Annotated in this window: 16 protein-coding genes and 1 pseudogene; 10 read left to right on the top strand and 7 right to left on the bottom strand. The window is 74.2% G+C overall.

Features of this window, described 5'->3' with window-relative positions:
• Positions 1 to 153 precede the first annotated feature (153 nt).
• Positions 154 to 909 (top strand): annotated as a pseudogene (locus LHA35_RS16710) (alpha/beta fold hydrolase); the annotation flags it as partial.
• Between the two features lie 344 nt (positions 910 to 1253).
• Here LHA35_RS16710 and LHA35_RS16705 read toward each other — a convergent pair.
• Both LHA35_RS16705 and LHA35_RS16700 read right to left on the bottom strand, forming a co-directional pair.
• Complete coding sequence (locus tag LHA35_RS16705) at positions 1254 to 2261, bottom strand: patatin-like phospholipase family protein (RefSeq protein ID WP_226610005.1); 1008 nt, start codon at positions 2259 to 2261, stop codon at positions 1254 to 1256.
• A gap of 310 nt (positions 2262 to 2571) precedes the next feature.
• Entirely contained in the window at positions 2572 to 3555 is a 984-nt protein-coding gene (locus LHA35_RS16700) for a pirin family protein (protein WP_226610002.1), read from the bottom strand.
• 400 nt (positions 3556 to 3955) lie between these two features.
• Here LHA35_RS16700 and LHA35_RS16695 point away from each other — a divergent pair, with 400 nt between their 5' ends.
• Entirely contained in the window at positions 3956 to 5302 is a 1347-nt protein-coding gene (locus LHA35_RS16695; RefSeq protein ID WP_226610000.1) for a hypothetical protein, read from the top strand.
• A 78-nt stretch (positions 5303 to 5380) separates the two neighbouring features.
• Here the strand turns inward: LHA35_RS16695 and LHA35_RS16690 are convergent, their stop codons facing one another.
• Together LHA35_RS16690 and LHA35_RS16685 are read right to left on the bottom strand one after the other, a co-directional pair.
• Positions 5381 to 5656 carry a hypothetical protein gene (locus LHA35_RS16690; protein ID WP_226609997.1) on the bottom strand — a complete coding sequence of 92 codons (276 nt, stop codon included), beginning with the start codon at positions 5654 to 5656 and terminating at the stop codon, positions 5381 to 5383.
• Between the two features lie 131 nt (positions 5657 to 5787).
• A complete protein-coding gene (locus LHA35_RS16685) occupies positions 5788 to 6270 on the bottom strand; it encodes a peroxiredoxin (RefSeq protein WP_226609995.1) in 483 nt (160 codons plus the stop codon).
• A 151-nt stretch (positions 6271 to 6421) separates the two neighbouring features.
• Here LHA35_RS16685 and LHA35_RS16680 point away from each other — a divergent pair, with 151 nt between their 5' ends.
• Positions 6422 to 7024, top strand: a complete 603-nt coding sequence (locus tag LHA35_RS16680; protein ID WP_226609993.1) for a YqgE/AlgH family protein — start codon at positions 6422 to 6424, stop codon at positions 7022 to 7024.
• A gap of 182 nt (positions 7025 to 7206) precedes the next feature.
• On the opposite strand, the gene LHA35_RS16675 is transcribed toward LHA35_RS16680, so the two are convergent.
• The 3 genes from LHA35_RS16675 to LHA35_RS16665 form a co-directional block, all read right to left on the bottom strand.
• Entirely contained in the window at positions 7207 to 11187 is a 3981-nt protein-coding gene (locus tag LHA35_RS16675) for a PAS domain S-box protein (RefSeq protein WP_226609991.1), read from the bottom strand.
• Between the two features lie 304 nt (positions 11188 to 11491).
• A complete protein-coding gene (locus tag LHA35_RS16670) occupies positions 11492 to 12775 on the bottom strand; it encodes a thiolase family protein (protein ID WP_226609988.1) in 1284 nt (427 codons plus the stop codon).
• Positions 12772 to 14538, bottom strand: a complete 1767-nt coding sequence (locus LHA35_RS16665) for a feruloyl-CoA synthase (protein WP_226609986.1) — start codon at positions 14536 to 14538, stop codon at positions 12772 to 12774. The genes LHA35_RS16670 and LHA35_RS16665 overlap by 4 nt, the downstream gene beginning before the upstream one ends.
• A gap of 481 nt (positions 14539 to 15019) precedes the next feature.
• On the opposite strand from LHA35_RS16665, the gene LHA35_RS16660 reads away from it, so the two are divergent.
• From LHA35_RS16660 to LHA35_RS16630, 7 genes are all read left to right on the top strand, one after another.
• Positions 15020 to 15814, top strand: a complete 795-nt coding sequence (locus LHA35_RS16660) for an alpha/beta fold hydrolase (RefSeq protein WP_226609983.1) — start codon at positions 15020 to 15022, stop codon at positions 15812 to 15814.
• A gap of 199 nt (positions 15815 to 16013) precedes the next feature.
• The gene (locus LHA35_RS16655) at positions 16014 to 16214 is read left to right on the top strand and encodes a YgaP family membrane protein (protein WP_226609979.1); all 201 of its coding nucleotides are present in this window, start codon (positions 16014 to 16016) and stop codon (positions 16212 to 16214) included.
• Between the two features lie 105 nt (positions 16215 to 16319).
• Positions 16320 to 17465 (top strand): efflux RND transporter periplasmic adaptor subunit, encoded by a 1146-nt coding sequence (locus LHA35_RS16650; RefSeq protein ID WP_226609976.1) that lies wholly within the window; start codon positions 16320 to 16322, stop codon positions 17463 to 17465.
• A complete protein-coding gene (locus LHA35_RS16645) occupies positions 17462 to 18673 on the top strand; it encodes an ABC transporter permease (protein ID WP_226609972.1) in 1212 nt (403 codons plus the stop codon). The genes LHA35_RS16650 and LHA35_RS16645 overlap by 4 nt, the downstream gene beginning before the upstream one ends.
• Before the next feature lie 199 nt (positions 18674 to 18872).
• Positions 18873 to 19592: an ABC transporter ATP-binding protein gene (locus tag LHA35_RS16640; RefSeq protein WP_226609969.1), complete on the top strand. Its 720-nt coding sequence runs from the start codon at positions 18873 to 18875 to the stop codon at positions 19590 to 19592.
• Positions 19593 to 19644: 52 nt separating this feature from the next.
• Positions 19645 to 20160: a YeeE/YedE thiosulfate transporter family protein gene (locus tag LHA35_RS16635; RefSeq protein WP_226609967.1), complete on the top strand. Its 516-nt coding sequence runs from the start codon at positions 19645 to 19647 to the stop codon at positions 20158 to 20160.
• Positions 20161 to 20178: 18 nt separating this feature from the next.
• On the top strand, positions 20179 to 20805 hold the full coding sequence (locus LHA35_RS16630) for a YeeE/YedE thiosulfate transporter family protein (protein WP_226609966.1): 627 nt from the start codon (positions 20179 to 20181) through the stop codon (positions 20803 to 20805).
• The last annotated feature ends 182 nt before the right edge of the window (positions 20806 to 20987 follow it).

Raw genomic sequence — 20987 nt, 5'->3', positions numbered from 1 at the left:
CGCCATGTCCAACACTCCCACCGCCCCCGACCAAAGGCCCGAGGCTAGCGTCCGAACATGGGTCAACTCTCAGTGGCAACTTAACCCCAAACCGGGTCAGCTCTCAGTGGCAATCAACACTGGGGCCCCAAGGATGCCCAACCGCTCGTCTTCCATCACGGCTGGCCGCTGAGCGCCGATGACTGGGATGCGCAGTTGCTTTATTTCCTGGACAAGGGCTACCGCGTCGTCGCCCATGACCGGCGCGGCCATGGTCGCTCAAGCCAGGTCGGCGACGGGCACGACATGGATCACTACGCCGCCGATATCGCCGCTGTCGTGGCGCATCTCGGCCTGAGGAATGCGGTCCATATCGGCCACTCCACCGGTGGTGGCGAGGCCACGCGCTATGTCGCCCGCCACGGTCAGGATCAGGGGCGTGTGGCAAAGCTCGTCCTGATCGGTGCCGTGCCGCCGATCATGGTGAGGACCGAGGCGAATCCCAGCGGCCTTCCGACCGAGGTGTTCGACGGCTTCCGCCAGCAACTCGCAGCCAACCGCGCGCAGTTCTACCTCGACATCGCCAGCGGCCCCTTCTACGGCTTCAACCGGCCGGGCGCGCAGGCCGCGCAGGGCGTGGTCCACAACTGGTGGCGCCAGGGCATGATGGGCGGCGCCAAGGCGCATCATGACGGGATCAGGGCCTTCTCGGAGACCGACTTCACCGAAGACCTGAAGGTCATCGGCGTGCCCACGCTGGTGATGCACGGCGATGACGACCAGATCGTGCCGATCGCCAATTCCGCGCTGCTCTCGGCGAAGCTTCTGAAGAGGGGGACCCTCAAGGTCTACGAGGGACTCCCGCACGGCCTGTGCACGACGCAGGCGGATGTGGTGAACCCGGACCTCCTCACCTTCATCCGGGCCTGAACGCGGCCGTCGTTGACTGCCTGGCCCCTCCACCCTCTCATACCTGGCGCATGACATGCTGCCGCATGTCCTGCCCCGAACGCCGGCGGCCCCCCGGGCCTCGGCTTCGCGGCATGGGCCGCAGGCCGCGACGTCATGAGCCAGGTATCAGCAAGGAAGCTCGCGATGACCACCACGCGTCGTGATGTCGTTGCCGGCGGCGCCGCGGCGGCCTGCTCCGCTTCCTCGCTCGCCTGGGCGGGGATGCCAGGGGCAAGGTCTTCCTCGGCCCGCCGGCTCCGCTCTGGCGATCACCGATGCATCCGCCACGCCCGATGCGGCGGCCCGGCATAGCACCCTGCCGCTCACAGGAAGGTCTCCCGGACGTTCACGCTCGAGCGGATACCGAGGTCGCCGGAGGTCGCCTCCAGCCAGCGCCCCGCGCAGGCACGGCCGGCGGCCTTCAGGTGCTCGAGGAAGTCGCGCTCCGCATTGAACTTGCTGGTGACGCCGAGGGTCCTCATCCCCTCCTCGTCGCCGATCATGTGGACGCGCATGTTCTTGTAGCGCGAGGCAACCGGCTCCTTCAGCGCGTCCTGCTCCAGCAGGCGCTGCACGAAGGCGATGGCGCGCATCTCGTGCATGAGCGACGAGTTGAAGGCGATCTCGTTCATCCGGTTGTCGATCTCGAGCGAGGTACGCGGGGTGCCCTCGCGCACCAGCGGATTGATCTGGACCAGCACGACATCCGCGGTCTGGCACCCGTAGATCAGGGGCCAGATCGCCGGGTTGCCCATGTAGCCGCCGTCCCAATACGGGTCGCCGTCGATCTCCACCGCCTGGAAGAGATGCGGCAGGCAGACCGAGGCGAGCAGGGCGTCGAGCGAGAGGTCCTCCTGGCCGAAGACCCGCGGGCGCCCGGTGCGCACATTGGTGGCGGTGACGAACACCCGGAGCGCCCGGCAGGCGCGCACCGCCTCCATGTCGATCTGCCCGGCGAGGATGTCGCGTAGCGGGTGGTGGTTGAGCGGGTTGGTCTGGTAAGGCGAGAACAGCCGGCCGAGCAGGTTGAACCAGAGGTAGCCCGGCGAGTGGTCGAGGTTCCAGCGCCCGAGCAGCCGATCGAGCGGGGTTCGCTGGAAGGGGCTGAAGACCGAGCGCTCGCTGGTGCTGGTCCAGAACCGGTCGAGCGCGCGCCGGGCGCCCTCCCGACCGCCCTGCGCGTAGCCGGCCGCGAGCGCGGCGGCGTTCATCGCCCCGGCGCTGGTGCCGCTGACCGCCTCGATGGCGATGCGATCGTCCTCGAGCAGGCGGTCGAGCACGCCCCAGGTGAAGGCGCCGTGCGCGCCGCCGCCCTGGAGCGCGAGGCTCACCGGGCGCGGGGTCGGCCCGGTGGCGGCGGAGGATCGCTGGCGCACGCCCGGCGCAGGCCTCCCCCCGCCACCCTCGTGCCCGTCCGTCCTGCCTGCATGTCGCTCCACAACCAGGCCTCATCCTCATCGGGTGACATGTCGCCAGGCGGCGGCACTCGGGGACTTCATCCCATCCGCGAGCGCTCCGTTCCCAGGCGGCCGGATCCCGGCACCAGCGGATTGCGTTCATATCTGAACGCAATCCGCTGGTGCTCTCTGATTTTCGAGCAGCTTTACGCGCCCGGTCGTTCACGGCCCTGCGCGATCTGCTCTAGCTCGTGGGAGAGCCTTCGCCGACCTGCCCGGGTTCCGACGGCCGGCTCGCGGCCCGCACCACCGCGCGCTCGGGCAGGGGGATGAACTCCTGTTCGTCGCCCGGCACCTTGCCGAAGCGGCCTGCCTGCCAGTCGGCCTTGGCCTGCTCGATCCGCTCGCGGGAGGAGGAGACGAAATTCCAGAACAGGTGGCGCGGACCGTCCATCGCCGCGCCGCCGAGGAGCAGCACGCGAGCGCCCCGCGGCCCGGCGCGCAGGGCCAGCCGGTCGCCGGCGCGGAACACCAGCATGCGGCCGGGCCCGAAGCTGTCGCTCGCCACCTCCACCTCGCCGTCCAGCACATAGGCCGCGCGCTCCTCGTGCCCATCGGGCAGCGGCAGGGCCGAGCCCGGCGTCAGGGCGGCATCGGCGTAGAACAGCGGCGTGGACACGGCGACGGGCGAAGCGAGCCCCCAGCCCTCGCCGGCGATCAGCCGCAGCCGCACGCCAGTGTCCTCGACCAGCGGCAGGCTCGCAGCGGGGTGGTGGACGAAGGCGGGTGTCGTCTCTTCCGCGTCCTTCGGCAGCGCGACCCAGGACTGGATGCCGAACAGGCGGTTGGTACGCGTGCGCAGCCCCTGGTCGGTCCGCTCCGAATGCGCGATGCCACGGCCCGCGGTCATCCAGTTCACGTCCCCCGGGACGATCGGCTGGTGCGAGCCGAGGCTGTCGCGGTGCAGGATCTCGCCCTCGAACAGGTAGGTCACGGTCGAGAGGCCGATATGCGGGTGCGGGCGGACGTCCAGGCCCTTGCCCGCCAGGAACTCGCCCGGCCCCATCTGGTCGAAGAAGATGAAGGGGCCGACCATCTGCCGTTCCTTCGCCGGCAGGGCTCGGCGCACCTCGAAGCCGCCAATGTCATGGGCACGGGGCAAGAGCACAAGCTCCAGGCCGGGCGGCGGCGTGGGGCAGGTGGGATCCTCGGCAGGCAGCCAGGTCATCGTCCTTCCTCCGAATGCCCGGGGCGCAGCCCCGGTCTGGGATTCCATGCACGCCTGGGCGGTTCGGTCCAAGCCGGGCCCAGGTGCCGCCCCGGCGCCGCCCAGGCCACCCTGCCCTCGTCCCGCGGCAGATGCCGGCGGGGCTCGTCACCAGGGTCAACGCCGTCATGGGCGCCGAGGGCAGCCGATAATGAACGTCGCCTGGTGCCTGCCGCACGACCGCCGGCTGGCACGAACGGTCGGCAGGAAACGCGGCAGCGGATGCTTCGGCGTCGGGCGGTCCCAGGCGCCGCCGCAGACCCCGCTGCGGGCGTCCGGGGCGGCGGATTGGCCTCTCCTGCGTTGAGCCGGGCGCGGGCCAAGGTCATAAGCGACCCCGCGAGGCGGAGGCATGCAGGGGATGGACGACGAGGACGACCGGATCGGGGCGGCCGAGGAACTCGCCCGCGAGGTCGCGCCCGACCTCGACAGCATCCTGGTCACGATCTACCCCGATGCCGATACCCTGGACACGATCCGCCCAGGCGAGGCCGATGTCGCGACCGCCAATGCCGTCGCCAGGACCGTCGCCGAGGCGATGTCCGAGGAAGGCGTCGAGGTCTTCGTCCAGCGCGCCGACCGCGGCGCCTTCCGGCGCTGGCTGGCCGGGCGGGAGGACAGGCCGGAGATACGCCGGGGCTGGGTAGACCGCGGCCGCCTCCTCCGGGGCGGCGACGCGTTCCGCGCCCTGGGCCTGAAGGCCCCGCCACCGGAGCCGCCGCCCCGCTTTCCGCCCGCGCCGGGCCCGGTCGCCGACGAGTTGCTTGCGGCCTACGGGGACGGAGAGAGCAGCGCCTTCGAGGCCCTCCTGGGCGAGTTGATCGAAGCGGGCCGGGGCGATGTCCTGGACCTCGCGGTCCGGAAGATCCGCGAGCGGCAGAGCGACGAGAATGCCGCCGAGCTGCGCGCCGGCATGCTGGCCGCCGCCGCGGCTGCCGCTGTCGGTGCCTCGGGCTGGGCCGAGCTGGTGGCGCTGCCGGTCGCCCTGTCGCCCGGAGCCGTCCCGGATGCCGTCGCCCTGGCGGATGGCCTGATCGCCTCCGGCGGCCTCGCGCCGGAGGAGGAGCTGCGATTCCTGCCGGGCTGGCGGTCACCAGGTGCCGTCGAGGAACTGTCACTTCTGGCCATGCGCCGCGTCCTCTTCGACCTCGTCGCCGACCGCGATCCGCCCGATCTGCCGCCGGGCGACACCGACGACCTGGCACGCCACGGCTTCGGGGTGCTGGTCGGCCTCCGGGTCGACTGGAGCATCCCGGTCTGGGACGTCATCGAGGCGGCGGGCGGGCTCCCGGAGGAGCCGCTGGATGACGAGGAGACTCCGGAGGAGCGCGGCCGGGCCAGGGCCCTCGACCGCTGGCGCGGCCAGGTCGCCGCGGAGAATGATGGCAGTGTGCCGCTCGACCTGGTCCCACTCCCCGAGGCCGGTGCCGCCATCGCCGGCTTCCTGGACGAGGCGGGCGGCCACCTCGGCGGCCTCGACGAGATCCGGGAGTTCATCGAGGCCGCGCGCCGGGAGGCGGGCGGCGAGGAGGTCGTCTGCCGCCCCAGGGTGGCCGGCGAGACCCTGGAGCTCACGCTCACCACGGCCGAGGGACGCTTCCTGGACAGCCTGACCCTGCCGCCCGAGCGGCTGCCCGCGAGCGCCGAGGGGATGTTGGGCCTGCTCGGCGCCTTCGTCCGCCTCGTGCGGGATCCGCCGGGGCGCTGAACCGCGCCGGCGCGGCGCAAAGGCCGGCACTTCCGCGACCTCAAATATGCATCCGCACCGTCGGCATGGGGCGCGGCCTCAGCCCCGCATCAGCTTCCGCGCATTGGCCCGCACCCGCCGGTGCGCCGGGGCGAGCGCCGCCTCCAGCACCGCGGGCGCTGCGGCGCCGGCCAGCGCCGCCTGTCCCGCCGCCATGGCACCGGCCGCGAAGGCCTTCTGCTTCTCCAGCGCATAGGCGGTCAGTCGCGCCTGGGCCTCCACCGGTTCGGTCCAGAGTTGCAGGCTGCGCAGGGTGAAGACGAAGGCGGTCTGCCAGGCGAGGGTCGCGGTGGTGAAGGGATTCAATGCCAGCATTCTCCGGAATGGGCGCCGGCCGAACGGAAAGCCGGCGCGCGGCGTCCTGCCGCGCACCGGCCGACTATAGTCCCACGGCCGCCGGGCGCGAGGCGATTTCTGCCGCCCCGCCCCGGCCGCGCCCGCCGCGCTCAGAGCGCGGCGAGGATCGCCTCTGCCTTGCTCACCTCGAAGGCGCCCGGCGCCTCGACCGCGACATGCGTCACCTTGCCGTTCTTCGCGACCAGCGCGAAACGCTGGCAGCGGACGCCGAGGCCGCGCGCGGTCAGGTCCAGTTCCAGCCCGAGCTTCTTCGTGAACTCGGCGCTGCCATCGGCCAGCATCACCAGCTTGTCGGCCACGCCCTGGGCCTGGCCCCAGGCGCCCATGACGAAGGCGTCGTTCACCGCCATGCAGGCGATCACATCCGCGCCCTTGGCCTTCAGCGCCTCGTAATTCTCGGTGTAGCCCGGCAGGTGCTTGGCCGAGCAGGTGGGGGTGAAGGCGCCCGGCACGCCGAAGAGGACGACGGTCTTGCCGCCGAACAGCTCCTCCGTCGTGGTCTCCTTCGGGCCTTCCGCCGTCGCCTGCATCAGCTTCGCGGACGGGATGCTGTCACCGGCCTGGATCGTCATATGGTGGTCCCTCCCTCGTTCGGGTCCCGATGCATGTAAAGGCTCCGGCCGGTCCTGTCACCGCGGGCGTCACCGGCGCCCGCGGTGACAGGTCGCGGCGCGGGGCGCCCCCGCGCTTGCAGCCGCACCGCCGCACCGCCATCTTGGTCCCATGGCAAGACGTGCACGCCCAGGATCGGCCTCGGGCTCCTCCCGGCAGGAGGGATATCTCGGCGGGCAGGTGCTGATCGCGATGCCCAGCATGCAGGACCCCCGCTTCGCCAAGTCCGTGATCTGCCTCTGCGCCCATTCGCCGGAAGGTGCCATGGGCATCGTCCTCAACCGCCCGCTGGAAGGGCTCTCCTTCGACGAACTGCTGACCCAGCTCGGCCTGCAGCCGGTGCCGCCGCAGCGCCGCATCCGCCTGTTCCAGGGTGGCCCGGTGGATGGCGGCCGCGGCTTCGTGCTGCATACGCTGGACTGGTCCAACGACCAGTCCCTGCGGGTGACCGAGGACCTGGCGCTGACCGCGAGCGTCGATATCCTCACGGCCATCGCCGGCGGCGGCGGGCCGCGCCAGGGTATCCTCGCCCTCGGCTATGCCGGCTGGGGCCCCGGGCAGCTCGAGGAAGAGATCCAGGCCAATGCCTGGCTCTCCGTCCCGCCGGATGAGGCGCTGCTCTTCGGCGAGGATGGCGACCGGAAATGGTTCCAGGCCATGGCCAAGCTGAAGGTGGACCCGCTGCTGCTCTCGGGCGCGGCCGGGCACGCCTGATCCCAACCGCCCCGATCCCTGATCCCTGCAGTACGGGCGCCAGCCCGCGCTGAGCCCGCTCCGGGCACCCGACGAAGCTTCGCTGCGTGCCCCGGCAGTGGCCCGCCGCAAATGAGGCAGGCGCGGCGGGGCTGACCGCGCCGCGATCCCGGTGGGCCGCGCCGGGCCTCCCGGCCCGATCGTCAGGCCTCCAGCCCGGCCTGCTCCCGCCCCAGCACGCGCCGCAGCCGCTCGACCAGCACCTCCGCCGGGGCCGGCTTGCGCACCAGCGCGAAGGGGCCACCGCGCTCCACCTCCGCCAGGCTCTCGGCCGCCGCCTCGCCGGCATGGCCCGTCACCAGCACCGCCGGCAGCCGCGGCAGGCGCCGCCTTGCCTCCTGCACCAGCCCGAGCCCGTCCAGCGCGCCCGGCATCGCCAGATCCGTCACCACCGCATCCGGCCGCAGCCCGCCCTCCACCAGGGCGAGCGCCGCCGCGGCATCCGCGGCCGGCAGGACGACGAAGCCCTGCTCCTGCAGCTCGGCGGCGAGGATCTCCCGCACCTCCACCTCGTCCTCGGCCAGCAGCACCGTCGCGGCCGGCCCGCCGCCGGCCGGTGCGGCCGGGGGCGCCAGGCCCGCTGCCGCGCCCGGTGCCGCCCTGGCCACCTCCGCCGCCCGGTCGCCGGCCCGCGCCTCGGGCAGCCAGAGCGAGACCGTGGTGCCGCGCCCCGGCGCGCTCTCGATCGCCAGCCCGCCGCCCGACTGCTCGGCGAAGCTGCGCGCCATGGCGAGGCCGAGGCCGGTGCCCTGGCCCTTCGGCTTGGTGGTGAAGAAGGGTTCCGTGACGCGCGCCAGCACCTCCGGCGCCATCCCCTCTCCCTCATCCACCACCGAGAGGCGGAGGTAGTCGCCGGCGGCGAGCCCGGCCGGTGCCCCCGATGGCGCCCCCGATGGCGCCCCCGAGGGCGCCGCCTCCCGCGGCCCGCGCACCGCCTCGGCCCGCAGCACCAGCGCGCCGCCGCGGGGCATGGCATCGCGCGCGTTGTTGGCGAGGTTCACCAGCACCGATTCCAGCTGCGCCCGGTCGGCCAGCAGGGCGGGCAGCCCGGCCGGTGCCTCGACCTGCAGCGCGATGTCGGGCCCGAGGGTATGGCGCAGCATCTCCGCCAGCCCTTCCAGCAGCGGCGCGGGCGCCACCGGCTCGGCCCGCAGCTCGCCGCGGCGAGCGAAGGAGAGCAGCCGCCCCGTCACCGCCGCGCCACGCGCCGTCGAATCCATCGCCAGGGCCAGGTAGCGGCGCGCGCCGGCCGGGTCGTCGGCCAGCCGCCGCTCCGCCAGCTTCAGCCCGCCCTGCACCGCCTGAAGCACGTTGTTGAAGTCATGCGCGATGCCGCCCGCGAGACGCCCGAGCGCCTCCATGCGCGCCGCCTCGGCCAGGCGCGCCTCGCTCGCCGCGAGCGCGCGGGCGCGCTGCTCGGCCAGGCGTTCCAGCTGTTCCGCCTCGCGCGCCAGGATCTCGGTCGCCCGGCGCATCGGCGTGACGTCGATCACCGTGCCGATCATGCGCAGCGGCCGGCCCTCCGCGAACTCGACCCGGCCTTGCGCGGCGACATGGCGCAGCGCGCCGTCGGCCCGGCCGATGACGCGGTACTCGGCCTCGAAGCTCCCGCCCGATGCCGGATCGAGCGCGGCGACGACCAGCGCCCACACCCGTGGCAGATCCTCCGGATGCACACCCTCGCGGAAGGTCTCGATCGAGACCGGCAGGCCGGGCGGCAGGCCCCAGAGCGCCCGCATCCGCTCATCCCAGACCAGCTCGTCGGTCACCGGCTTCCAGGCGAAGGTGCCGACCTGCCCCGCCTCCAGCGCCAGGCGCAGCCGCGCCTCGCTCTCGGCCAGCGCCGCCTCGGCCGCCTTGCGGTCGGAGATGTCCTCGATGACGCTGATGAAATACTGCGGCGCGCCGGCCGCATCCCGCACCAGGGAGACGGTGAGCATCCCCCAGGCCACCCGGCCATCCCCGCGCAGGTAGCGCTTCTCCAGGGCATAGGTGCGGGCGGTCCCGGCGAGCAGGGCCCGCACCTGTTCGAGATCGGCCGCGAGATCCTCCGGATGTGTGACCTCCTGGAAGGTCAGCCGCAGCAGCTCCTCCCGCGCATGGCCGAGGATGGCGCAGAGCCGGTCGTTCACCCGCAGCCAGCCGCCGTCCAGCCCGACCAGGGCGATGCCGACCGCGGCCAGCTCGAAGGTGTCGCGGAAGCGCGCCTCGCTCTCGGCCAGCGCCGCCTCGGCCTCGCGCCGCGCGGTCACGTCGAAATTCATGCCCACCATGCGCACCGGCCGCCCGGCCGCGTCGCGCACCGCATGGCCATGGCCGCCGATCCAGCGGAGGCCACCACCCGGCAGCACCAGGCGGAATTCGTGGCTGAAGGTGCCCTCGTCCGCCTCGAGCGCCGCGCGGATGGAAGCCTCGAGCCCCGGCCGGTCCGCCGGATGCACCCGCTCCAGCACCGCGGTGCCGGAAGGCTGCCCCGCGGCGGGGTCCAGCCCGAACAGCTCGAACTGCCGCGGATCCCAGGCCAGCCGGTCGGTGACGAGGTCCCAGTCCCAGATCCCCATCCGCCCGGCCTCGAGGGCGAGGCGCAGGCGCTCCTCGCTCTGCGCCAGCCGGGCCGCCGCCTCGCGCTCCGCCGTGACGTCGCGGAAGAAGACGACGATGCCGCCATCCGCCCGGGGATGGCTCTCGGCCCGGTACCGCCGGCCGAGCGGCGGGTAGAAGGTTTCCGCCGTGGCCGCGACGCGCTCCTCCATCGTGCGGTGATAGGCCTGCCAGAAGGCGCCGCCGACCGCCTCCGGGAAGGCCTCCCACAACAGCTGGCCGGCGAGGTCGCGCCCGGCCGCGAGCAGCGCGGCGCCACGCTCGTTGATGAAGGTGATGCGCCAGTCCGGACCGAGCGCGAAAACGCCGTCGCTGGTCGATTCCAGCACGCTCGCCAGCTCGGCCTCCCGCGCGCGCAGCGCCGCCTCGGCGGCGGCGAAGCCCAGGCGAAGGTCGTCCAGCTCGCTGACCAGGGCGGGCGGTGGCGGATCGGCGGCGGCGGCGCCCGGGCGCGCGCCCGGCTGCGCCACCGCCCGGACATGGCCGCGCAGCAGGGTGACCGGTCGCAGGATCCGCCGCGCCGCGAAGAGGGCGAGGCCGCCGCCGAGCAGCAGCGCGATGGCCCCGCCGCCGGCGAGGCGCAGCAGCGGCGCCCGCCAGGCGGCGGTGAACCCGGCCGCCGGCTCCGCCACGAAGAGGGTCCAGCCGGGGGCCGAGGGCACCGCGTGAAAGGCGACGACCCGCGCCACGCCGTCGAGGGTCACCGCCTCGTACAGCCCCGCCTCCTGGCCATCGAAGCGCTGCACGTTGGCGGGCGGGATCGGCTGGCCGATGAGCGTCCCGTGCAGCGGATCCGAGCGGGCGACGAGGATGTTCCCGGCATCCGACACGGCGGCGAAACTGTCCGGCGACAGGCCCTGGGAGGCGAGCAGTTCGTGCATCCGCGCCGCCTCGAAGGAAGCGCCCGCCATCCAGGCGACGCGGCCATCCGCCCCTGGCACGGGCACCCCGATGGCGAAGGTGGGGGTGCCGGAGACCGAGCCGGTCACCAGGTCGCCGACCGCCGGCTGCCCGGTGGCGAAGACCCGGTCGACCAGCGCCTGTGCATTGACCGGGGGCATGGGCGTGCCGAGCGGCCGGCGCGTGCTCAGCAGCCGCATCCCGTCCGGCCTGGCGATGTAGACGGCCGCGCCCAGCCGCTCCGCAAGGCGATGGGCCTGGGCATGGAGCACCGGCAGGTCGGGCGCCGCGGCATCGGGGCCGAAGGCGGGGGAGGTGGCGAAGGCGGTGAGGGCGGCGGTGATCCCGGCGATCTCGCGGTCCAGGGCGAGGGCCAGGGCCTTGGCGGTGTCGCGCAGCCGGTCCTCGGCCGCCGCCCGGTGGCCCTCCGCCGCCTGCCAGGAGGCAGCGCCGGTCAGGGCGAGGGTGGGCAGCAGCAGGGCCATGGCCAGGGCGAGCAGCAGGGAGCGAAGCCGCCAGCCGCGGCGGCCCGGCCCGGGCGCGCCGGCCTGCGGCGGGCCGCCCCGGTCCGGCCAGGCGGGTGGCAGGGGGGTGGCCGGGGCCGGGCCGGCGCTATCCCGCATGGCCGCCCTCTGCCCGTTGGTCGCAGCGCGGGCTGGCGGATGCGGGCAGGCGGCCCGGCAACCCTGTCGGCGGCCAGGGCGCGGCCAGGCCCATCCCCCTGCGCGCTTCGTCCTGATGTTGAATCGCAATCACCCCGGGCGCGGCCCCGAGGGTGATCCTGGGAAAACCGTCATCGACAGGATGTTACACCGGCCCCGGTCACTCCGCTGCGGTTCCGTCGGTCCCGGTCGATGAACAGGCGGCGATGGCGCGAGCGGGAGCGGCAGGGGCCGGGGCGCGCGGCCGCGCCCCGGCCCCTTGCGCTCAACCCGCCTCCACCAGCACCGCCATGCCCTGGCCACCACCGGCGCAGGCGCCGGCTATGCCGCGCTTCAGCCCGCGCCGCTTCAGCTCCATCATGACCGAGAGCACGCAGCGCACGCCCGTCGCGGCCAGCGGATGGCCGAAGGCGATGGCGCCGCCATTCACGTTGAACCGCGCGCGGTCCACGCCCAGCGCCCGCCGCACCGCCTCGGCCTGGGCGCCGAAGGCCTCGTTGATCTCGAACAGGTCGATATCCTCGACGCGGAGGTTCAGCCTGCGCAGCAGCGCGATGGTGGCCGGCACCGGGCCGACGCCCATCACCTCCGCCGGCACGCCCGCGGCCGCGGCCGCCACCACCCGGCCGAGCGGCGCCGCGCCGCCGCCGAGGGAGGCGGCGACCGCGCCGGTGGTCACCACCACGGCGGCCGCGCCGTCCACGATGGCGCTGCTGTTGCCGCCGGTCTGCACCCCGCCGAAGACCGGCTTCAGCTTCGCCAGCGCCTCGATGGGCGTCGGGCGGACATGGCTGTCCGCCGAGACCTCCGTGACCTTGCGCGGCAGGGCGAGCCTGCGCGGCTTCAGCCCCTTGCCCTCGAAGACCTGCTCGGTGACGGGGGCGATCTCCTCGGCGAAGCGGCCCGCCGCCTGCGCCGCCAGCGCCCGCGCGAAGCTCTCCGCGGCGTAGGCATCCGTCTCCTCCCGCGTCACGCCGTGCAGCCGCGCCAGGTTCTCCGCCGTGCCGCCCATGGCGGTCGCGCAGCCGGTGTCGAACAGCGCCTCCCACAGGAAGTCCTTGAACTCCACCTGGCCGAGCGCGAACCCGCCGCGCGAGGTGTAGGAGGCGACCGGCGCGCGGCTCATGCTCTCCGTGCCGACGCAGAGCGCGGCCTCCACCTGGCCGGCGCTGGTCGCGCGCGCGCCCTGGGCGATCGCCTCGAAGCCGGTGGTGCAGAGGCGCTGCACGCCATGCGCCGGCCGGTCATCGGCCATCCCGGCATAGAGGCCGATATGCCGGGCGAAGAAGAGCGTGTCGAAGCTCGCCTGGGTGCAGTTGCCGGCGATGGTGGTGCCGATCCGCGCCGGGTCGATCCCCGCCCGGGCGATCGCGGCGCGCGCCGCATGGATGCCGAGATCGGTCGGCGAGACCAGGGCGAGCGCGCCGTTGTAGTCCACGAAGGGCGTGCGCGCGCCGGCGACCAGCGTCGCATCGGCGAAGCTCTCGACGATCGCCCTGTCCGCATAGCGGGTCCAGTCGGGGGTTTCGGCAGCAAGGGCGACATTCATGGCGTCATCACCTCCGGGTCGTCATTGTCGTAGAGCCGCGCGAGGGCCCCGGCCCGGCGCGCCTGGATTGCCCGCACATTGAGCGAGCCCTTGTCCGTCACCTCCCCCGCATCGAGGGAGGGCGGCTCCGCCAGCACCATGGCACGGGCGACACGGCGGGAGGAACCGCCGCCCGCCGCCGCGTTCATCGCCCTGAGCGCCTCCCGCAGCCTTTCGCGCCAGGCCGCATCCACCGCGCCCGGATCGGCCGGGAAGACCAGCAGGCCGACATCGTCGCGGTCGGCGCCCACCACCACCACGTCCCGGACCAGGCCGCCCAGGGCGGACAGCGCCCGCAGCCGCAGCTCCAGCGCGTTGATCCTGGTGCCGGTGGAGAGCTTGAAATCCTCCACCAGCCGGCCGTCGAAGCGGAGCCCCTGGCCGGGATCATCCTCCGCCACCCAGGCCACGGCATCGCCGGTGCGGAAGAAGCCCTCCTCGTCGAAGGCGGCGGCCGTCGCCTCCGGCTCCTCATGGTAGCCGGCGAAGAGGTTGGGGCCGCGCAGGCGCAGCTCGATCTTGCCATCGACCGGCAGCAGCTTGAGCTCCACGCCCGGCAGCGGGGTGCCGATGCCGCCGGGCGGGGCGTCCTCGGCCTGCGCGATGGTCGCGGCCGGCGCCGTCTCGGTCATGCCCCAGGCGGAGATCACCGGCACCGGCCGCGGCGCGTGCGCCTCGGCCAGCGCCTGCAGGCGGCGGTGGTGCGGCGCGGCCAGCGCGGCGCCGGCGCTGAACAGCAGGCGCAGCCGGCTGAAGACATGCCGCGCCAGCGCCGCATCCGCCTCCAGCGCCGGCAGCAGCAGAGCATGGCCGCGCGGCACGTCGAAGCGGAGGGTGGGCGCGACCTCCCGCAGGTTGGCCAGCGTGCGGTCGAAGGGGCCGGGCATGGGCCGCCCCTCATCGATCCAGAGCGTGCCGCCGAAGCGCAGCACCAGGTTCAGGTTGTGGCTGCCGCCGAAGACATGGCTCCAGGGCAGCCAGTCCAGCAGCACCGGCGGCTCCTCCGCCAGGAAGGGCCAGACCTGCAGGATCTGCTGCTGGTTCGCCGCCATCATGCGGTGCGTGGTCCGCACGCCCTTCGGCAGGCCGGTGGAGCCCGAGGTGAAGAGAAGCTTCGCCAGTCCATCCGGATCGAGCGCCTCGATCGCGGCCTCGGTCGCCGCCGTCACCGGCGTGGCCAGCAGCGCGTCCCAGTCCGCGGCGGTCGTCACCTCGACCCCTTGCGCCTCCTCCACCGCCAGCGCCCGGGCGAAGGGCGCGGCTTCCTCCGCGAAGAGCAGGCCGGGGCGGAGCCTGCGCAGGATGTGCCGCAGCTTGCCGAAATCATCGCTCTGCAGCGCATAGGGCGGCGAGACCGGGGTGACGGGCACGCCGACCGCCTGCGCCGCGAGGGCGAGCAGCGCGTGCCGGACGGAGTTGCCCGAGAGGATCGCCAGCGGCCGCCGTGGCCCGAGGCCGCGCGCCAGCAGCGCGGCGCCGAGCGCGCGCACCTGCGCCGCCTCCCCGAAGCACACGCCGCGCCAGGCGCCGTCCGGCCCGCGCTCCCGCAGGAAGGGGCGGTCGGGGGCCGCCCTCTCCCAGTGCCAGAGCCAGTCCATGACCCGCGGCGCATGGGGGGCGAGCGGATCGCGCGAGCGCAACAGCCAGCCGCCGCCGGGCAGCGGCCTGCGCTCCATGCGCGCCGGGGCGAAGAGCGGCGCGGTGCCCGGCGGGTGCGGCGGCATGGCGGTCGGTTCCTCCAGAATCCCTGTCCGGCGCGGCCTGGCGCCGCCGGGCGGGCCGGGGCCCCCCTGGCGCGCCATGCGGCGGCGCCTGCTGCGGGCGCCTTGCTGCGGATGCGATGCGGTCCTTTGGCTGGTTTGGCGCCTGCGCGCGGGCCGGTCCAGGGGCAGGGGGCACCGCGCCGTGCCGCGGGGCCGCATCGCGTGGCTGGACCCCCTTCCCCGCCGGTGCCCGGCAGCGGCGCTGCGGCATGGCAGGGCGCGAGCCTCCGCCCCGCAATCGGCGACCCATGGCGGATCGCCGCGCGGTTCCGAACGCAATCCGCCATAGGCCGCAGCCGCGGCCGCCGGCATGCTCACGCCCGCTCAGCAGGGGAGGTCGAGGCATGACCGGGACAGGGCAGGGCCGGCGCGGCGGGTGGGCCGCCCCCCGTCACCCGCGCCGCAGGAGCGGCGCCGGCCGGCGGCGGGCGGTGGCGGCCCGATGACCCCCGGCGAGATCCGGCTGCCGGAAGGCCGGCTGGAGACGGGCTGGTGGGGCCCGGGGCCGGAAGCGGCGCCGACCCTCGTGCTGCTGCATGAGGGGCTGGGCAGCCTCGGCCTGTGGCGGGACTTCCCGGCGCGGCTGGCGGCGGCAACGGGCTGCGGCGTCTTCGCCTGGTCGCGCTTCGGCTATGGGGGCTCCGACCCGGTCACGCTGCCGCGGCCCTTCGACTACCTGCGGATCGAGGCGCAGCAGGTTCTGCCGCGCGTGCTGGACGCCATCGGGCTGCGGCGCGGCATCCTGGTCGGGCACTCCGATGGCGGCTCGATCGCCGCCATCCATGCCGGCACCGTGCCGGACGGGCGGATGCGCGGCATCGTGGTGATGGCGCCGCATTTCTTCACCGAACCGATGGGGCTGGCCGGCGTCGCCGCGACCGCGCGGCGCTACGAGGCGGGCGAGCTGCGCGACCGGCTGGCGCGCCACCATCGGCATGTGGATGTCGCCTTCCGCGGCTGGAGCGACACCTGGCTGCATTCCGGCTTCCCGGCCTTCTTCGACCTGCGGCCGGACATCGCCGGCATCCGCCTGCCGGTGCTCGCCATCCAGGGCGTGGACGACGCCTATGGCACGGAGGAACAGCTGCGGGTGCTGGAGCGGGAGGCTGCGGGCGCGGTGGAGGTGATGCTGCTGCCGGATGTGGGCCATGCGCCGCATGCCGAGGCGCCGACCGTGGTGCTGGAGGCGGTGCGGGGCTTCGCCATGCGGACCTTCGGGCCGGCCGCGCCCGGCTGAGGCTGCGCCGTGGCGCAGGGGGCCTGCCGGGGGGGCCAGCGAGGAAAAATAAGACTTCACTCAATAAGAACATACTGATATTGAAAGCATGCCGCCGGCCGGATGCAACCCGCCCGCTTGCGGCAGATCAATGCGGGCCCGGTCCAGCCTGTCAGGCTCGGGGGCGGCCCAGGCCCGGCCACAACAGGAGTTGGACAGCATGACTCGCAATGTCGGCGGCATCGACAAGGGGCTGCGGATCGCGGCCGGTCTCCTCCTGATCGCCCTCGGGCTGTTCGGCCCGCTCGGCTGGTGGGGCGCGATCGGCCTGGTGCCGCTGGTGACCGGCCTGGTCGGCAACTGCCCGGTCTACAGCCTGATCGGCGTCAACACCTGCCCGCTCCCGGCACGCAAGGCCTGACGGCGCGCCGCGGCCCGGCATGGTACCGGCCGGCATGAGTCCTGCCTTGCAGCCGCCATCCGTGCCTCGGGCCGCGGACACGCGCCGGCATCCCCGGGGGGCGGCATGAGGCGCCTCCTCCTCGCGGCCGGGGCCGCGCTGCTCGTCCTCGGCGCCGCCGGCGGCGTCTGGGCGCTGCGCCACCGCCCGCTGGACGTGCCCGTGGCGCGGGAGGAGCGGGACGTGCCCGTCCGCGTCTTCGGCCTCGGCACCATCGAGGCGCAGATCGCCTCCCGCATCGGCTTCGAGGTGGCGGGCACGCTGGCCGAGGTGCTGGTCGATCACGGCGACCGGGTGCCGGCCGGCACGGTGCTGGCGCGCCTCGCCCCGGCCGCGCAGCAGGCGCGCGTGGCGAGGGCCGAGGCCGGGGTGCAGAATGCCGAGGCGCAGCAGGGCCGGGTCGCCGCCGCGCATGACCGCGCCGCGGCCATGGCGCAGCAGAAGCGGGCGACGGCGCAGCGGCGGCGGGAACTCGCCAGCCGCGGCACCACCTCCCAGGAGGCCGCGGAACTGGCCGAGACCGAGGCGGTGGCCGCCGCCGCCGACCTGGCGGTGGCGCGGGCCGACCTGGCGCTCGCGCGCGCCGGGCTGGCCGAGGCGCAGGCCGGGCTGCTCGCCGAGCGCACCGCCCTGGCCAAGCACATCCTGACCGCGCCCTTCGATGCGCAGGTCGTCGCCCGGCTGCGCGAGCCCGGCGCCGCGCTCTCGCCGGGGGAGGCGGTGTTCAGCCTGGTCGATCCGCGCACCCTCTGGGCCCTCGCCCATGTGGATGAGGGCCGCGCCGGCGCGATCCGGGAAGGCCAGCCGGCCGAGGTCCGGCTGCGCTCCCTGCCCGGGGAGGTCTTCCCCGGCCGCGTCGTGCGTATCGGGCTGGAGAGCGACCGGGTGACGGAGGAGCGGCGCATCTATGTCCGCTGCCTGCGCTGCCCGCCCCAGCCGATCCTCGGCGAGCAGGTGCAGGTGGAGGTCGAGACCGGCCGGCTGCCCGCCGCGCGGCTGGTGCCGGAACTGGCTGTTGAAGGGTTCGACGGTGCCTCCGGCCGGGTCTGGGTGATCGAGGACGGGAGGCTCCGCCAGCGGGAGGTCCGCTTCGTCGCGCGCACGCTGGATGCGCGGCTCGCCCTCGACCCGGCCGTGCCGGCCACCCTGCCGGTCGCCGCGCGCGTGCTGCCCGGCTTCCGCGAGGGCCGGGCGGCGAGGCCGGCGCCGTGAACCTCGCGCTCCGCGACATCCGGCACAATCTCGGCCGCTTCCTGCTGACCTGCCTCGGCCTCGGCCTGCTGCTCGGCGTCGCGCTCGCCATGGTCGGCATCTATCGCGGTGTGGTGGAGGAGGCGCTGTCCCTCGCCCGCGCGCTCCGCGCCGATCTCTGGGTGGTGGAGGCCGGCACCCGCGGCCCCTTCGCCGAGGCCAGCCGCATCCCGGGCGATGTGCGGGAGGCGGTGGCGCGGCTGCCGGGCGTCCTCGCCGCCGGCGCCGTCACCTTCCAGACGGTGGAGGCGCGCCATGCCGGCGGGCCGGGCGAGGCGGAGCCCTGGACCGAGGAGGCGCTGCGCGAGCGCGCCGGCGAGGCCGGGCGGCAGCGCATCGGCGCCGTGCTGCGCCTGCAGGTGGTGGGGCATGAGCCGGACCGGCCGGGCGGCCCGCCCGAGATCCTGGAGGGGCGCGGCATCGGCCGCGGCCGGCTGGAGATGGTGGTGGACCGCGGCGCCGGCCTTCGCCCCGGCGCCATCGTCGAGATGGCCAATATCCGCTACCGCGTTGTGGGGCTGACGCATCGCACCGTCTCGACCGGCGGCGACCCGCTCGCCTGGATCACGCTGCGCGACGCGCAGGAACTGCAATTCCGCCTCGCCCCGCCGGCGGCGCGGCGGGCGCAGCAGGGCGGCGGCGGCGCCTTGCCGCAGGACACGGTGAATGCCGTCATCGCCCGCGTCTCGCCGCATGCGCGGGCCGAGGACATCGCCGCCGGCATCCGCCGCTGGAAGCATTTCGCCGCCCTGACCGCGGCGGAGCAGGAGACCGTGCTGACCCGCAGCGTGGTGGAGCGGGCGCGCCGGCAGCTCGGCATGTTCACCGGCGTGCTGCTGCTGGTCTCGGCGGTGATCGTGGCGCTGATCGTCTACACCATGACGATGGACAAGCTGCGGGAGATCGCGACGCTGAAGCTGATCGGCGCGCCGGACCGCAGCATCGTCGCGCTCATCATGCAGCAGGCGCTGCTGCTGGGCGGCACCGGCTTCGCCGGCGGCACGGCGCTGCTGCTCTCGGTGAAGGATGCCTTCCCGCGCCGCGTGCTGCTGGGGCCGGAGGAGATCCTCGGCTTCGGCCTGGTGGTCTTCGTCATCTGCCTCGCCGCCAGCCTGCTCGGCGTACGGTATGCGCTGCGGATCGAGCCGGCGCAGGCGCTCGGCGGATGAGGGCGGCCCAGCCAGGGCCCGGCCGGTGCCGTGCGCCGCGGGCGCGCCGGGGCCGTGGCGGGGCGGCGCGGGGCCGCGGGCCTGCGGCGGGGCGCGAGACCCGAAGGCGGCCATCCGCGCCGCAGCCGGCCTCCGGAAGCCCTCGCGCCTGCCCATGCGGACCATCCGGCGGCAGCGGCACCCGGCAGGGCAGGCCAGGATGAGCGACGCGCTGGTCGAGCTGCGCGGCATCGCCAAGGGCTTCGGGGAGGGCGAGGCGCGGGTGCAGGCGCTCTCCGACATCACCCTCTCGGTCGCGGCCGGCGAGGTGGTCGGGCTGCGCGGCCCCTCCGGCAGCGGGAAGTCCACCCTGCTCAACCTCGTCGCCTGCATCCTGGAGCCGGATGCGGGCCTGCTGCGCCTGGCCGGCGAGACGGTGTGGGAGGGGCGCTGGCGGCGGACCGACCTGCGCGCCTTCCGGCGCGAGCGCATCGGCTTCATCTTCCAGTTCCACAACCTGCTGCCCTTCCTGGACGCGACCGACAATGTCGCCCTGGCCCAGACGCTGAACGGCGTGCCGCTGAAGGCGGCGCGGCAGCGGGCGCGCGCGCTGCTGGACTATCTGCAGGTCGGGAAGCGGGCCGCCGCCATGCCGGCGAAGCTCTCGGGCGGGGAGGCGCAGCGCGTGGCGATCGCGCGGGCCCTCGCCAACCACCCGCGCATCATCCTGGCGGATGAGCCGACCGCGGCGCTCGACTCCGAGCGCGCCGGGGTGGTGATGGACCTGCTGCGGCAGGTGGCGCGGGAACAGGCGGCCGCCGTACTGGTGGTGACGCATGACGAGAAGATCTTCTCCCGCTTCGACCGGCTGGTGAGCCTGCGCGACGGGCGGATCGAGGCGGAGAGCCGGCCGGAGAAACATGAGCTTGATGTGATTTAGATATATCTTATATGATGGCTGCCGCCCATCCCGGGCTTCTGGGAGCATTTCCATGCCCTCGCTCACCGACCGGGCCTGGTCGCCCTATTTCGCGGGCATCCTCATCGGCCTACTGCAGATCCCGGCCTTCCTGCTGCTCGACACCGCGCTCGGCACCTCCTCCTCCTATGTCACGGTCGGCGCCAGCCTTGCGGCCTTCGCCGATCCCGGCCTCGCCGCCATGGACTACGCCGCGAAGCACCTCTCGGGTGCCAAGAACTGGTGGCAGGTGGCCGTCGTCGCCGGCATCGCGCTCGGCGCCCTTCTCTCCGCGCGGCTGTCGGGCATGCGCCGGCACGGCATCTCGCCGGTCTGGACCCGTGCCCTCGGCAGCCCGAGCACGGCACGCCGCTTCGCCCTCGCCTTCGCCGCCGGCTTCATCATGCTGGCCGGCGCCCGCATCGCCGATGGCTGCACCTCCGGCCACGGCATCTCCGGCATGGCGCAGCTCGCGGTCGGCTCGATCCTCGCGGTCACCGCCATGTTCGCCGGCGGCATCGCCACCGCCTTCCTGCTCCGCCGCGTCTGAGACAGAGGGAGAGACGCCATGTCCGTCCTCGCCGCCATCGCCATCGGCCTCGCCATGGGCGCCGTCTTCGGCCTCGCGCTCGAGAAGTCGCGGGTCTTCGAGCCGGGGGTGATCCTCGGCCAGATGCAGCTCCGCAACTTCCTGATGCTGAAGATCTTCCTGACGGCCGTCACCACCGGCCTCCTCGTACTGGCCGTGCTGAACGGCCTCGGCCTGGCGAAGCTTCACCCCAAGGCCACGCTCTACGGCGCCGACCTGCTGGGCGGCCTGCTGCTCGGCATCGGCATCGCGCTGGCCGGCGCCTGCCCCGGCACGGTCGCGGCGCAGATCGGCGCGGGCTACCGCGATGCCTGGTTCACCCTCGCAGGCGGGCTGCTCGGCGCCACCGCCTTCGCCTATGCCGAACCGGTGCTGAAGCCGCTGCTGCTGACCGGTGGCCCGGGCCGCATCACGCTCGCCCATGTCACCGGCCTGCCCTTCTGGCCGCTTGCCCTCGGCTTCGCCGCGCTGCTGGTGGCCGGCCTCGTCGCGCTGGAGCGCTGGCGGCCCTGGCGGGCGGAGATCGGCCCGGCGGCGGATGGGCTGCTGCCGCAGGCGCCCCCGGCAGGGGCAGAACCGCTCACCGGGCTGCGGGCAGCCGGGTAGCGGATCGCGGACCGTGAGCGAGGCACCCCGCACGGTCGCGTGCTGGGCGGGGTGCCCCTTCCGCCCGCGTCGCCCTGGGCTAGGACAAGGACCCATGGCGGATTGGCATTCGGGCAATCCGCTGTAGTTCTCTGTTTCTCGAGCAGATTCAGGCTCCCGGGCGTTCATGCCCGTCCGCGATC

It is taken from the genome of Roseicella aerolata, assembly GCF_020523605.1.
GTDB classification, from domain to species: Bacteria; Pseudomonadota; Alphaproteobacteria; order Acetobacterales; family Acetobacteraceae; genus Paracraurococcus; species Paracraurococcus aerolatus.
This window is presented reverse-complemented; position numbering and strand designations above follow the sequence as displayed.

What these genes read in the sequence shown, in the direction of transcription:
- LHA35_RS16700 (WP_226610002.1), bottom strand. Translation starts at nt 3,555, where the DNA reads ATGACCTGGCTGCCTGCCGAGGATCCCACCTGCCCCACGCCGCCGCCC.
- LHA35_RS16695 (WP_226610000.1), top strand. Translation starts at nt 3,956, where the DNA reads ATGGACGACGAGGACGACCGGATCGGGGCGGCCGAGGAACTCGCCCGC.
- LHA35_RS16690 (WP_226609997.1), bottom strand. Translation starts at nt 5,656, where the DNA reads ATGCTGGCATTGAATCCCTTCACCACCGCGACCCTCGCCTGGCAGACC.
- LHA35_RS16685 (WP_226609995.1), bottom strand. Translation starts at nt 6,270, where the DNA reads ATGACGATCCAGGCCGGTGACAGCATCCCGTCCGCGAAGCTGATGCAG.
- LHA35_RS16680 (WP_226609993.1), top strand. Translation starts at nt 6,422, where the DNA reads ATGGCAAGACGTGCACGCCCAGGATCGGCCTCGGGCTCCTCCCGGCAG.
- LHA35_RS16675 (WP_226609991.1), bottom strand. Translation starts at nt 11,187, where the DNA reads ATGCGGGATAGCGCCGGCCCGGCCCCGGCCACCCCCCTGCCACCCGCC.
- LHA35_RS16670 (WP_226609988.1), bottom strand. Translation starts at nt 12,775, where the DNA reads ATGAATGTCGCCCTTGCTGCCGAAACCCCCGACTGGACCCGCTATGCG.
- LHA35_RS16665 (WP_226609986.1), bottom strand. Translation starts at nt 14,538, where the DNA reads ATGCCGCCGCACCCGCCGGGCACCGCGCCGCTCTTCGCCCCGGCGCGC.
- LHA35_RS16660 (WP_226609983.1), top strand. Translation starts at nt 15,020, where the DNA reads ATGACCCCCGGCGAGATCCGGCTGCCGGAAGGCCGGCTGGAGACGGGC.
- LHA35_RS16655 (WP_226609979.1), top strand. Translation starts at nt 16,014, where the DNA reads ATGACTCGCAATGTCGGCGGCATCGACAAGGGGCTGCGGATCGCGGCC.
- LHA35_RS16650 (WP_226609976.1), top strand. Translation starts at nt 16,320, where the DNA reads ATGAGGCGCCTCCTCCTCGCGGCCGGGGCCGCGCTGCTCGTCCTCGGC.
- LHA35_RS16640 (WP_226609969.1), top strand. Translation starts at nt 18,873, where the DNA reads ATGAGCGACGCGCTGGTCGAGCTGCGCGGCATCGCCAAGGGCTTCGGG.
- LHA35_RS16635 (WP_226609967.1), top strand. Translation starts at nt 19,645, where the DNA reads ATGCCCTCGCTCACCGACCGGGCCTGGTCGCCCTATTTCGCGGGCATC.
- LHA35_RS16630 (WP_226609966.1), top strand. Translation starts at nt 20,179, where the DNA reads ATGTCCGTCCTCGCCGCCATCGCCATCGGCCTCGCCATGGGCGCCGTC.